Origin of the sequence: Phormidium sp. FACHB-592 (assembly GCF_014695795.1) — a bacterium.
Taxonomy (GTDB): domain Bacteria; phylum Cyanobacteriota; class Cyanobacteriia; order Leptolyngbyales; family Leptolyngbyaceae; genus Stenomitos.
Genome location: NZ_JACJOZ010000034.1, coordinates 1 through 12,097 on the forward strand (window position 1 = coordinate 1; position 12,097 = coordinate 12,097).

10 protein-coding genes and 3 pseudogenes are annotated in these 12,097 nt (G+C 46.9%); 8 read left to right on the top strand and 5 right to left on the bottom strand.

Annotated features, from left to right (window positions below; genetic code table 11):
- Positions 1-925: 925 nt before the first annotated feature.
- From H6F86_RS08545 to H6F86_RS08555, 3 pseudogenes are all read left to right on the top strand, one after another.
- A pseudogene (locus tag H6F86_RS08545) lies at positions 926-1,635 on the top strand (IS1 family transposase).
- A gap of 99 nt (positions 1,636-1,734) precedes the next feature.
- Positions 1,735-1,952, top strand: a pseudogene (locus tag H6F86_RS32140) (transposase); the annotation flags it as partial.
- Between the two features lie 120 nt (positions 1,953-2,072).
- Positions 2,073-2,899 (top strand): annotated as a pseudogene (locus H6F86_RS08555) (IS630 family transposase).
- A gap of 404 nt (positions 2,900-3,303) precedes the next feature.
- Here H6F86_RS08555 and H6F86_RS08560 read toward each other — a convergent pair.
- Both H6F86_RS08560 and H6F86_RS33105 read right to left on the bottom strand, forming a co-directional pair.
- Positions 3,304-3,582 carry a hypothetical protein gene (locus tag H6F86_RS08560; RefSeq protein ID WP_190448067.1) on the bottom strand — a complete coding sequence of 93 codons (279 nt, stop codon included), beginning with the start codon at positions 3,580-3,582 and terminating at the stop codon, positions 3,304-3,306.
- Positions 3,583-3,930: 348 nt separating this feature from the next.
- Positions 3,931-4,209, bottom strand: a complete 279-nt coding sequence (locus H6F86_RS33105; protein WP_190448068.1) for a helix-turn-helix domain-containing protein — start codon at positions 4,207-4,209, stop codon at positions 3,931-3,933.
- Positions 4,210-4,942: 733 nt separating this feature from the next.
- On the opposite strand from H6F86_RS33105, the gene H6F86_RS08570 reads away from it, so the two are divergent.
- The 3 genes from H6F86_RS08570 to H6F86_RS08580 all read left to right on the top strand — a co-directional run bounded on the left by H6F86_RS08570 (position 4,943) and on the right by H6F86_RS08580 (position 6,849).
- The gene (locus H6F86_RS08570; protein ID WP_190448070.1) at positions 4,943-5,377 is read left to right on the top strand and encodes a DUF4079 domain-containing protein; all 435 of its coding nucleotides are present in this window, start codon (positions 4,943-4,945) and stop codon (positions 5,375-5,377) included.
- A 182-nt stretch (positions 5,378-5,559) separates the two neighbouring features.
- Complete coding sequence (gene upp, locus H6F86_RS08575; RefSeq protein ID WP_190448072.1) at positions 5,560-6,195, top strand: uracil phosphoribosyltransferase; 636 nt, start codon at positions 5,560-5,562, stop codon at positions 6,193-6,195.
- A 162-nt stretch (positions 6,196-6,357) separates the two neighbouring features.
- Positions 6,358-6,849 (top strand): ureidoglycolate lyase, encoded by a 492-nt coding sequence (locus tag H6F86_RS08580; RefSeq protein ID WP_190448074.1) that lies wholly within the window; start codon positions 6,358-6,360, stop codon positions 6,847-6,849.
- A gap of 291 nt (positions 6,850-7,140) precedes the next feature.
- Here the strand turns inward: H6F86_RS08580 and petG are convergent, their stop codons facing one another.
- Positions 7,141-7,254 (bottom strand): cytochrome b6-f complex subunit V, encoded by a 114-nt coding sequence (gene petG, locus H6F86_RS08585; protein ID WP_075600448.1) that lies wholly within the window; start codon positions 7,252-7,254, stop codon positions 7,141-7,143.
- Positions 7,255-7,583: 329 nt separating this feature from the next.
- On the opposite strand from petG, the gene H6F86_RS08590 reads away from it, so the two are divergent.
- Both H6F86_RS08590 and H6F86_RS08595 read left to right on the top strand, forming a co-directional pair.
- Positions 7,584-7,907 (top strand): cytochrome c, encoded by a 324-nt coding sequence (locus tag H6F86_RS08590; RefSeq protein WP_199305166.1) that lies wholly within the window; start codon positions 7,584-7,586, stop codon positions 7,905-7,907.
- A 132-nt stretch (positions 7,908-8,039) separates the two neighbouring features.
- Positions 8,040-10,508 carry a bifunctional serine/threonine-protein kinase/ABC transporter substrate-binding protein gene (locus H6F86_RS08595; RefSeq protein WP_190448078.1) on the top strand — a complete coding sequence of 823 codons (2,469 nt, stop codon included), beginning with the start codon at positions 8,040-8,042 and terminating at the stop codon, positions 10,506-10,508.
- An 84-nt stretch (positions 10,509-10,592) separates the two neighbouring features.
- Here H6F86_RS08595 and H6F86_RS08600 read toward each other — a convergent pair whose 3' ends face one another.
- Positions 10,593-10,979 carry a hypothetical protein gene (locus tag H6F86_RS08600; protein WP_190448080.1) on the bottom strand — a complete coding sequence of 129 codons (387 nt, stop codon included), beginning with the start codon at positions 10,977-10,979 and terminating at the stop codon, positions 10,593-10,595.
- A 166-nt stretch (positions 10,980-11,145) separates the two neighbouring features.
- Positions 11,146-12,021, bottom strand: coding sequence for an ABC transporter permease (locus tag H6F86_RS08605; protein ID WP_190448081.1), 876 nt, complete (start codon positions 12,019-12,021; stop codon positions 11,146-11,148).
- Positions 12,022-12,097: the final 76 nt, after the last annotated feature.

Below are 12,097 nucleotides of genomic sequence, written 5' to 3' on the forward strand. Positions count from 1 at the left end.
GTAGCTCCCTGCAAAAATAGCTCGGTGCCAGGTTGATTCTTAGGCAAATGGTGGGGTAGTCCAATGCGGCTATTCCACCGTTCTGTTGAGTAACCTCCTGCTTAAATCCTTCTCGCCGCTATTGAGGCAGTTGTAGGAACGTAGCTTACAACCGCCTCTGTAGCGCTTATCAGATATAGACCTAGAGGCACTGAAAAGTTTGTTCAGCCAGTCTTGAGAGAACAGATGTAAACAGCTTCACAGTGATCGTGTGCGTTGGTATTATAGCTGTTGCCAGTTCAGTTAGGGCTTAAACTAATCTAAGTTAGGGATAAGAATTAGGATAAGAAAAGGGCAAATCCGATAGGCTGAAAATGCTAAAATCCCATGCCAAGCCTGCCCTTGTGCTTAGTCTAGAAGACCTGTTCTGCTCCATCGATAATTTCCGTAAAAGCTTTAGACTATGCTCGAAACAGCAGCTTTTGGACTTTGGGTTGCATCTTCGTAATCGACCTCGAAGTCTGAGATTGAGCGAAATCATGACGGTCTTGATTGAATTCCATCAGTGGTGCTGCCGCAATTTCAAAACTTACTACTAAGAAAAGTTGCAGACTGAGTGGAAAAATGCATTTCCCGTATTCGTTAGCTACCCGCAATTCATCGAATGGGTTCCCGACACGTTAGTATCGATGTGCATCTATCTACGTTCATGCTTTGGCAAGTGCAGCGGCATCAGTTTTATGGGTTTAACCTCGCTGCGCATCTGTCACAACCGTTGCATCGCTCAATACAAAGTGTTTGACAACCTTGCAGCACGTTACAAAACCTCAGTTGATTGCTTCTTTGGTTCAAGTTGCATTTGGCGGTTAATGACAGAGGAAGGTAGTGCCGTATAGTAACAATAAATCTGTAAGCTAGACAGGTCATCTGTTATGTACTAGAACTTATGCAGCGCCGCCAGCTTACCTTAGCGCAAACTGTCAAATATGAACGCACTTATTATGGCAAGCAACGGTTTCGGTGTTAGGGCTGTAAGCGGCAGTTTGTCGAGTATCCTAGCCGTCAACTCATTGATCAAGCAATACGAAACTTGATTGAGAAACTACTGAAAGAACGGTTGCTGCTAGCAGCCATTACGCGTGTCACTGGGGTGTTAGAACGGTGGTTGCAGCTGTCTGTGATAAAAAATATTATGCTTTGCTACAGGCAGTTAACGTTACTCCAAAAAAGTTGGCAAGTTGATACTGCAATGTGGTGAGATGTAGTCTTTCGTTAGACATAAATAGAACAAACAGTGGCTTTAATTTGCTTTAGACCAACAGACTCGAGAGGTTGTCTGTGTCTACAGCAGTGACTACAGCCAGCATAGTGCTGAAGTGCTATGACAGTCGTTGCCGCGCATTTATCACCAATATATACCCTATGCCATACCAATTTTTGGCAAGCCTATATGCAAGTGATCCCGAGCCAACGATATCGCGCTGTGGGCAAGGAAACAGGATACACGAGCTATAATATTGAGCGGTTTACAAAACATTGCGACAACGAGTAGGGCGCTTAGTATGCAAAACCTTGCCCTATTTCAGAAAGTTGAGCAACCACATTGGGGCAATTTGGGATTTTGTGCATCACTACAATGCATCCTTGAGAACTTGATCATTACTATGCATGACTACCCCAAGGAGAACTGCTCAACATCATGCTGACTTCCGGTAATACCGATGACCGAATGCATTACCTGAGTTGCTGCAACAGTTGTTTGGCAAAGTGTTTGCAGACAAAGGCTATGTCTCACAAAAGCTTGCCACATAATTGCTGCAAACCGCAGGGTTCAACTCATCACGAAGCTCAAATACAAGATGAAACAACGATTTCTGCTGCTCAATGACCGTCTGATGCTGCGTAAGCGTTCGATTATCGAGACCATTATTAGCCGGTTAAAGAATATTTCTCAAATTGAACATTCAGACCACAATTTGTTGCTTCCAGCTTAACTCGAACTCACGTTGAACTATAAGCAGTAGTAGTGCTCTTCTTCTATGACTACGGCAAAATTGTCCAGTTACGATTTCAGTCAGAAAGTTATGTAAGCGATTGAACTCGATGGTCTTAAGAAAAGCGAAGCCAGTGAGTTATTCTATTAGACGCAACACGATCAGCCTGTGACTTTAACACAAGGCGGAGACGGATGATGGGCAAGCACAGCCAAGACCTCAAGTAAGCAAACGGCAGAAAATTAAAGATTGGGAGCAGTTTCGGGTGTTCGTTAAAGAGCACAGGGATAAGACCCAGGGCGAGATGGCGCAATTGTGGCAAGGCACAATCAGCGACCGCACGATTTCACGCGCCCTAGCGAAGCTAGGCTTGGCGCAAAAAAAAGACTTACGGGTATCTTGAACGGGATGCAGCCAAACGCGCCCAATGCTTTCAACAGTTAGGAGACTTAAAAGCAGCGCATCTAGTGTACGTTGATGAGTCCGTCATGGATGAGCGAGATGACTATGGGTACAGCTGGTTGCCAGCAGGGGCTTTCTCGGGCAGAAGTTACGTCGCCGTCAAGGACGAGTCAACATGATTGCAGAGTATCGAGACGGTCAACTCATTGCTCCCTTTACTATTGAAGGTGCTTGCAACCGCACTGTTTTTGCGATTTGGTTAGAAACCTGCTTTATCCCGGTACTCCAGCCTGAAGAGTGGGTGATTGTAGATAATAATGCTACTTTTACATCATGGTGGACGTATTGCTTAACTGATTGCAGCCACAGGTGCTTAAGTCGTCTATCTGCCCCCTTATTCGCCTGATCTCAATCGCATTGAGAAATGCTGAGCATGGTTGAAAAGTCATATTCGCAAACAGTTACGCTACTGCAACACATTGTGTGAGGCAATGGAGACTGTTCTTAACATCAGTTCGGGATAAGGAATCGCCAGAAGCCCTAGCTTTCCGTGACTTGCTACCATGCTCTTGGTCAGGTCCTGTCAATGAGATCCATAGTTACAAATACTTTCAGTAGCAGGTCTTATTGAGAAAAACGACTGGCTGGTTGCCAGGCTCAGGCTAGTCATAGTAGAAGTTTTAGCCTTCGGCTTAACCCTAACTCAGGTTATACCAAATCAAAAAATCTCTGCGACAGATAGGGCTTCTACAATAAAGCGGAAGCTAGTGACAGAAGCAATCGTTTTGGGTGCCAACGCAGCAATGAGTTTGTCTACTTAGGTTTGGAGTTAGGTCAAATTCTTGAACAATCCCCAGCGCGCGCGGGTCTCTCTTCAAGTGCTGCCACAAGCGTTCATAGGGCTTCGCCCCGCCAAAGGCGTACGGGTTCAATTCAGGACAGTAAGGTGGTTGAAACAATAAGTATCAGATGTACTATCGGGAACCAGGAGGGTTTTGGCTTTGTGAAACGCCCCATTATCGCCTTGCAGAACATTGAGCGTACCAGGATAGGCTTGAGAGAACTGATTGAGAAAAAGCTGGCAGCAGTCGCTACCAACAGGCGTAAACTGCAAAAAGAACTGCTCTCCAGTCGTTGGATCTACCGGACCGTAGATCCAAAAGGCTTTGAACTGCCATTGCCAACTGCATAGTGGTTTGACTTCCAAACTAGTAATTAAGCGCCTAACGATTGTCTTCAACCCAAAGCGACTTTCCTCAAGACGAAAATCGCTTTAGGTTAATACTCGGGTTTTGTGAGCGCAGCATACTGCTTGAGCAGGAGCAGGTCCTCACTAAGATTTGCTGAAACGCCTCTAGGGCTTTCAGGTCCTGCTTCGCATGAACTGGACGGGCGGCTTTGAGCTTTGCACCCAAGCGATAGCGCACGAGGTGATGCACCGTTGCATATTTCGCTTCAATGTTCAAGGTCTTAGATAACTATTGCTGCACTTGCATGTAGCTGTCAAAACCGCCTTTCGGGTCATCCAAGTGCCGTTTCAAGCGAGTCACTGCCCCTAGGTTAGAATGACAATCGATCGCCCGGAACTCTGTCGTGTTTCTAGCAATCCCGTCAACCTGTTGTCGCAATACTGGCTCAACCATCGCTGCACACTGCCCTGATGCCGTCTAGTAACTTTCGCAATCGCACTGACGCTCATCGCATTCGGTAATTGCAGCAAGTACAACACTTGCAACCGCTCTTTCAGGTGGGGGTTCGAGTACTGTTGGAGCAATGCTTCTAGCTCTGCTATCGTTTCTCGAATTTTAATCCGAGTGATGCCTGCTATTGCCACTTCCTCAACACGCTAGAAGTTAGTGTCTCATCTGTCACTCTCTTTTTTCAATTTGGTATTACATTGTCCCTTTACCGAGACAGCCCAGTCATTTGCCGACCAGATTCAGGGCTCTGGGCGGTGGAGAACAAAGTGCATTATGTGACTCAAGGCAAAGATGCTTCTCGCATCTGCACCCCCCGTTGGTACAGAGCTGGGCTCTAGCGCGAAATTACGCGCTCAATCTTTATCGTGACCATGGTTTTGCTAACATGGCTTAAGCACAGAAGCTATGAGGCTTTGGACTAGGCACACTAATGTCTCTATTTAAAGTGAAATAGCCCTGGATAAGGGGCTGACTCTATCAGTTCTACAAAATAACAGAATGAAAGGGTGCAAAACCTGTTTCTGGAGTATTCGTTCCGCAAGCTACCGTTGGCAACGCAACGAGTTTTTCAAGTGTTGGTGCTGCTTTCGACGACGCTCTGCTCATCTCTGTTCTCCACCCAAGGTTAGGGTTGAAAACCTTCGGAACGTTCACACTCATTTTAATTTCGATTGCCTTCACCTAAGATTTGTTTGCAGTTGCAGTACGATTACGTGGTTAAAAAAAATCAACTATATTCACAGAGCCTGAGACAGTATTACTCTTCCACAGCTAAAACCTGGAAAAGCTATACTGTTCGTTGCTCGGCTATGTAATTTTGCTTAATAGATACGGGGCAAACCATTAAGGCTAGCTGGAGTTTGAAGTATGCCTTTACCATCTTTTCTTTGGTTGTGGAAGATTGCAGCATGGTCGATGGGTTTTACGATTGCTGCTTATTTTTTGTTGGCAGCATCAGGTGTGAGCATAGCTGTTCAGCGTCAGCAGAAGATTTATTCTTATTGGCTTCGTACCTTACACTTTTTGACGGGTGGGGTACTTGTTGTATTAGTGCTGCTTCTTTTAGGGATTGGTATTGTCGGTACATTAGGTCATTTCGGCAGTTTAGGTCATTCATGGCACTTGCTAGCAGGGTTAATTGTAGTAAGTTTAGTTTTTCTTTCTGCTTGGAGCGCTGTACAGATAAAGCTCTTGAAGCCTTGGGCACGGTGGCTGCATGTCAGTACTAATGCTGTACTTTTTATAGGGTTATGCTGGGTTTCATTGACAGGTTGGGACGTAGTACAGAAATACCTACCTTAATGTACTTTGGGTACAGCAAATGTTTCTATAGCAGTCCTAAATCAGTTGTGAGATTGAGAGGCTTAGTGAGCAAGGCTTCTAGTGGAATTCTTGCTCATCATCCAGATAGGACCGCTATAGTTGGAGGGCTACTAACTAAACGATGCTATGTATTACTGTTGCATCTATAAAGAGTTCTATCTATGGCACATAGCGTCACAGTTATCGATCATCCCTTAATTCAACATAAACTTACACTTATGCGGCGTGTAGAGACTAGTACTGCTAAGTTTCGATCGCTCATGACCGAGGTTAGTATGTTGCTAGCTTATGAAGTAACACGCGATTTGCCGCTCAAACAGGAATTAATTAAAACGCCAATTTGCGAGATGTCTGCCCCAGTTTTGGCTCCTGATAAAAAGCTTGTTATTGTCTCTATTATGCGTGCCGGTCAGGGCATTTTGGATGGCATGCTACAGCTAATGCCGTCTGCAAGAGTAGGGCATATTGGTTTGTATCGAGAGCCGACAACTTTGGTGCCAGTGGAATATTACTTTAAGGTGCCACATGACATTGAAGAGCGCGATATGTTAGTAGTTGACCCTATGGTAGCTACGGGTAACTCGGCAGCTGCGGCTGTTCAACGATTGAAGCAGACTAATCCACGATCGCTAAAGTTAGTGTGCTTGTTAGCGGCACCTGAAGGTATTCATAATTTTCATGAGCAGCATCCAGATGTACCAATTTTTACAGCTGCAATTGATGAAAAGCTGGACGAGCATGGGTATATTGTGCCTGGGTTAGGTGATGCTGGCGATCGACTGTTTGGTACAAAATAGCTAACCTTGTTGGATACAAAGCACTTTGCGTTGGCATTAGAGTGCTTCTACTTGAAGCTTTCGGTACAGCTTGGCTGTGGGGTCAGATATCAACGTTCTGCTGGAGATAACTGACTTGCTTCTTTTCGCACCTTACAATTAACTCCAAGATCACTGCGTTCAATGATGGAAGCTAAACTGCTGCAAACAATTCGTGCCCAGTTGATTACTTCAGAGTCTTTTCACCCTTTTGGTCAGGTGATCATCGCTTCGAGTGACCATAGACCTTTTGGCTTGAAGGATGCACAGTTACAACTGCAAAATGGAATTCCTCACTTCTACATCATGCGACTACATCAACGCGGGCGGAAGTTTCATCAGATCACGCGGCATCAGCTCTGTACACAGTGCTTAGGGTCTTTAGAAGGTAAGGAATGGTTGCTGGCAGTTGCGCCGCCAAGTCAAGCAGCACTTCCTCGCTTGGAGGATGTTGTGGCGTTCCGCATTCCTGGTAATTGCTTTATCAAGTTAGAAGTCGGCACTTGGCACGCAGGACCATATTTTGATGATCCCTGGGTTGATTTTTACAACCTCGAATTAAGTGATACCAATCTTGTTGATCACGATACTTGCAGTTTGCTGGAGCATTACGGAGTGGAATGTGAGCTTGTTTGATGGCTTCGAGCTTCTTTAGGCAAAAGGCTTGCTGTGTAGGTCACCCTGGTCGCCAAGTAGCGTCTGAAGCGATCGAGCGGCTTTTGAATAACGTTGCGGCACTCTCTATGAGGGAAGCCTTCGGAGTTATTGTGTGCATTACAAGCACGATAAAGCTTGACCTATCCTCTACAAGTCTTAAAGGCGAAGAAGTGTTTTTTCACTAACCCATGCAGCACAGAAAAAGTTTGGCGATCGAAAAAGCCCAGTATATAACTGGGCTTCGGTACTTGAAGAGAACGCTTTAGCAGGCTAAAGACCGAGTTGGTTGCCACGCTTATATTGAAGATAGGCAGCGACGAATAGTCCGGCAAGGGTGATGGGGATTAGCCCAAGCACAATACCTGAAAGAAGTGGCTCTACCAAGTTACAGCTCCTTTTGAATCAGTAATTTTTACGTAAGTTGCATATTCTCTTCTCATCGTACTAGGTTCATGACCAAAGCGCAGCAAAGACAGATAGGTTTTGGGGGACAGAAGGTGCAGTCTTAACAGCTTTGGACTAAAGATGAAAGCGCTACGTTTGTTGCTTGCACTTTTAGAGTCTGAGAGAATTGCAAAGTTATCTGAAGAAGCTTTAAAATAGAGAAGTCGACGGATTGCTATCTTGATTCGACAACACTCTTTTGTGCGGCTTGAAAACTTTTGGATAATCAGCTTCCTACTAACGAAAGGTTGATTCAGCGGATTGCTCTCATGCTGTTAGCCCTCTGTTTTGCAGCCTTCTTAGCTGTTCTAGGGGTTTATCAGTTTCGTGCGTCTTCGCCTTATATGCAGGATGTTTTAGCAATCAAGGGTGATTCTGTACAGGGTCATGCCATTTTTTTGATGAATTGCGCTGGCTGCCATGGTACGGAGGCTGCGGGTCGGGTTGGACCAAGCCTGCGAGAGATATCCAATCGGAAGTCTAAGGTTAGTATGATCCATCAGGTGATTAGCGGGCAAACCCCCCCTATGCCCCAGTTTCAGCCTAGTCCACAAGAAATGGCAGATTTGTTGAGTTACCTGGAAAGCCTTTAGCCTGGAAGCGTTTTTACAGTTGCCGCCACTTTTACTGGCATAAGTTTCTAAAGCAATGTAGCTGTTGATCTTCGATCACGTTGTTTTAGATAATAGCGTTCTTCAAGTCTTCTCTTTCCTTAAGGGTTTCTTTTGACACTTGACTGTGCGCCCTCTGGCAGGATCAGCAGCATCACGGTAGAGTCAAGGAAAAGTAATTTTGTTGCCAGAAGTGGGGCAAGATTACGTCAGGCTGTGGATGCAATGCTGGGTGAACTTCTCGGTGCGCGCTATAGAGTGATCAATGTCCTGGGATCGGGAGGCTTTGGTCATACTTATATTGCCGAAGATACTCAGCGTCCTGGTAAGCCGCGCTGTGTGCTTAAACATCTGACCTTTGCTAGTTCTAATGCGTTAGTGCTTCAACAAGTGCGGCGGCTCTTTCAAACAGAGGCAGAAACACTGGAGCGCTTGGGTCGGCATGATCAGATTCCGCAACTGCTTGCCTATTTTGAAGAGGAGCAGGAGTTTTACCTAGTTCAAGAGTTTATTGAGGGACATCCGTTAAGCGATGAGTTGACAGAGGGTGTTCGCTTTACTGAGAGCCAGGTGATAGCGTTATTAGATGATGTCCTGAGTGTTTTGGAGTTTGTCCATGCTCAAGGAGTCATTCACCGGGATATCAAGCCAGAAAACCTGATTCGCCGCGATCGCGATGGGCACTTTGTGCTGATTGATTTTGGTGCGGTGAAAACCCTTGGCAACACGATCGCTGAGGCAACAGGTGAAACCAGCTTCAGCATCCCGATTTACACCTCGGGTTACGGTGCGAGTGAACAATGTTTAGGTAGACCGCAGTTTAGCAGCGATCTCTATTCTTTAGGCATGGTGGCGATTCAGACCTTAACGGGGATGCGCCCATCTCAGTTGCCTCAGGACTTTAATACCTCTGAGATTATTTGGCGTGACCAGGTGCAAGTGGGTGAGCCGTTGGCGGCATTTCTGGATCAGATGATTTGTTACCACTATATCCACCGCTATCAGTCTGCTTTAGAAGCTCGGCAGGCGCTCCAGCAAGTTGCTACTGGTCTAATGCTGCCTGTTCGCACTGCAAATGCCTTGACCGTCAGACACACGGCAAAGTCACTGACGTTAACGCCTACTAAGCAAACACAGTTTCAGCCTGATCATCATACTTTACGCTCAGACCCCAATCGTAAGAGTGTGAAAGTGCTGGCGATCGCGGGTGGAGCAATCGTCGCTGCCCTTGCTCTGGTCTTTTGGGTACGTGGTTTCTCGCCCACTCCGCTACCGCCCACCACTGAGCTAGCGATCAACCCAGTACAGAAGGCGTTGAACGATCGCATGAGTACAGGCGAAAAGTTGCTTAGTGATTGGCAAGCGAATCCTAAAAAGCAAGAAGGCGTTGAGCAGCTTGCTGCCAAGAATTATACAAAAGCAGTTGTAGCCTTGGAGGCAGCGCGAAGGAGCGATCGTAGTGATCCTGAGACCTTGATTTATCTCAACAACGCCCGTATTGGCACGGAAAAGTCTTATACGATTGCAGCTGCTGTGCCGCTAGGCGATACCTTTGGGTCGGCGCTCGAAATTCTGCGAGGGGTTGCCAAGGCGCAAGACGATGTGAATCAAGCGGGTGGCATTGGTGGAACACGTCTCAAGGTGACGATCGTTAACGATGACAATCAGCCGGAAACGGCTCAACAGCTAGCAAAGCTTCTGGTAGACCAACCAGAAATTTTGGGTGTAGTTGGGCATGGGATCAGCGATACAACTCTGTCTGCTGCTGCTGTCTATCAAGCCAATCAGCTTGTTTTGGTATCACCGCTGAGTTCAGCCGTACAGCTATCAAATGTGGGTAGCTATATTTTTCGCACTATGCCGAGCGATCGTTTGACGGCGAAGGCTCTGAGTAGCCATATGCTCAATCAAATGAAGAAGCGTAAAGTGGTTGTTTTTTTTAATGCTGCCAGCGCCTACAGTCTATCGCTCAAAACCGAATTCAAAAATGCGCTGTTTTACAACGGTGTCGAGATCATGAACGAGTTTGACCTCTCTCGACCTGATTTTGATGCGGCTGATAGTGTTGAGATGGCGATCGCAAGTGGTGCTGAAGTTATGATGCTGGCACCCGATAGCAATGTTTCTGATCGTGCAATCCAGATTGTGCAGCTTAATCGTCGTCGCTTAAAGGTGCTAGCAGGTGACAGTATCTCTACTGCTAAGGTGCTGAAAGTTGCAGGGAGGGAAGCAGTTGATATGGTTGTTGCTGTACCGGCTGATCTAGCTAGGCTCCCGTTTCAGCAGCAGTCAGAGCAGCTTTGGGGACGGAATGCTGCCATTAGCTGGCGTACAGCACTTTCATATGACGCGACGCAAGCGCTAGTCGTAGCAATGAGACGCGAACCTAGCCGCAATGGTATTCAGAGGGTTTTAGCTCAAGCCGATTTCATGGCATCAGGGGCAACCGAGCCAGTTCGCTTTTTATCATCTGGCGATCGACAGGGCGGGGTACGTCTAATGACTGTCGAGCCGCTTCGTTCTGGCAATCGCGTACTCTATGAATTTAAACCAATTGGGCTAAAGCCAACGCCTAAAAAGTAAGAGCTGAAAGGGAAAGAAGCTAAAGAACGTTTGACCAACTCATCACGCTGAACGCTAACTCGTGCCTTTACAGCAAGTAGCTTTTTACAAAGGCGATTGGCTTGTTGGCGCTGGGCTTGGAGTAACCACAGGTGGGGTTTGTGAACCACTCAAGCGCTTCTTCTGGGCTTCCCGAAAACCAGCTGTTGCCGAATCAAGATTTTCTTGCTGCTGGCTTTGAAAGTCTTCGTAGCTGAGAGAGCCTGCCTGCTGTGCTCGATGCACTAGATCCATAACGCTACCAGCCTGATTGCCCCCCCGACCCGAAAAAGGATCGTTATTTTGCTGGTCCTGGAAGATATCCTGGGGTTGGGCAACATCTACCTGTTCTGCTGACGCAGACTGAGCTAACCCGGCTACTAAACCGATCACAGCCGTAAGGCTCAGGGTTATCTGGGTGAGCTTGCGTGTATACATGGTTGAAATGTTCATTGTTCTAGCCATAAAGCGTCCTTTACCCAACACACCTTAATTAAGAGAATTCCTAACCTTTCTATACGCTAAGACTGCACCTACCAGGCAAATAGTTCCATCTTGAGATTTTAACATCCAAAGCCAAGATCAATTTGGCGATCGCTTTGGCAGCTTTAAGGGGCTGTTAAGCGAGCGATCGACGCAGTTTTGGTTGAATCAGCACTAGCGCGACTACATCAAAGCTAAGTAGCAGCAAGAGCGACGCTCCTAGCGTGACAGAACCCCAGGGAGCGTGCATCACAACGCTACTTAATGACCAATCGCTGTGCAAATAGACATACCGGATCGGCTCAATCGCATAGCTGAGGGGATTAAGCGTTGCAATCCACTGTAACCAGGTTGGCATGAATGACAGCGGTACCAGTGCCGTACTAGCAAACAGCAGCGGCAGGTTGGTCACAAAAATCACGGCAATGAGTTCGATGTGACCTGGTAAGGAGAACGATAGTCCCAGGCTAAGGGCGGTTACGCCTAGCACAAGCAGGAGCACAATCAGACCCACAAGTCCCAATCCAGGTGCGTTTGGTAGACCTGCCCCTAGCAGAGCGCTGACTGTCACGATCGCCACCGTTTGAATTAAGCTCAGTATGGTGATAAAAATAGCTGATGCCATCACGATTGAGAATCTAGATGCCAGTGGAGCCACAAGCAGGCGATTGAGAAAACCAAACTCGCGATCAAACATCACGGGTAAACCAGCATTTAGCGCCCCACCAAAGGCTGTGAAGACAATCACACCTGCGCCCAAAAATTGCCCGTAGCTAACATCGGTGCCAAACAAACCCTGTGGTGCGTTCTGAAACAGTGCACCAAAAAGTACCAACCACATAATTGGCTGCACGATCCCTGCAATAAGCGTTGAGGGGCGACGTTGCAATTGGATGAAAAGGCGACGGGTCAGCGCTCCAGTTTCCTGCAAAAAGTCGCTTAACGCCGAGGAGGTTTGTATCGCCGGGATTGGCTTGGGATTAGTTTTGGACGGCGTAATAGTTGTGCTCATAGGTGTAAGACGGTTCAACCGTGGCTCTGTAAAGGGGTGAAGGAGCGAAAAGCTAGATGGGCAAGGTCGATGTCAA

What these genes read in the sequence shown, in the direction of transcription:
- H6F86_RS08590 (WP_199305166.1), top strand. Translation starts at nt 7,584, where the DNA reads ATGCTGTTAGCCCTCTGTTTTGCAGCCTTCTTAGCTGTTCTAGGGGTT.
- upp (WP_190448072.1), top strand. Translation starts at nt 5,560, where the DNA reads ATGGCACATAGCGTCACAGTTATCGATCATCCCTTAATTCAACATAAA.
- H6F86_RS08600 (WP_190448080.1), bottom strand. Translation starts at nt 10,979, where the DNA reads ATGAACATTTCAACCATGTATACACGCAAGCTCACCCAGATAACCCTG.
- H6F86_RS08570 (WP_190448070.1), top strand. Translation starts at nt 4,943, where the DNA reads ATGCCTTTACCATCTTTTCTTTGGTTGTGGAAGATTGCAGCATGGTCG.
- H6F86_RS08605 (WP_190448081.1), bottom strand. Translation starts at nt 12,021, where the DNA reads ATGAGCACAACTATTACGCCGTCCAAAACTAATCCCAAGCCAATCCCG.
- H6F86_RS08580 (WP_190448074.1), top strand. Translation starts at nt 6,358, where the DNA reads ATGATGGAAGCTAAACTGCTGCAAACAATTCGTGCCCAGTTGATTACT.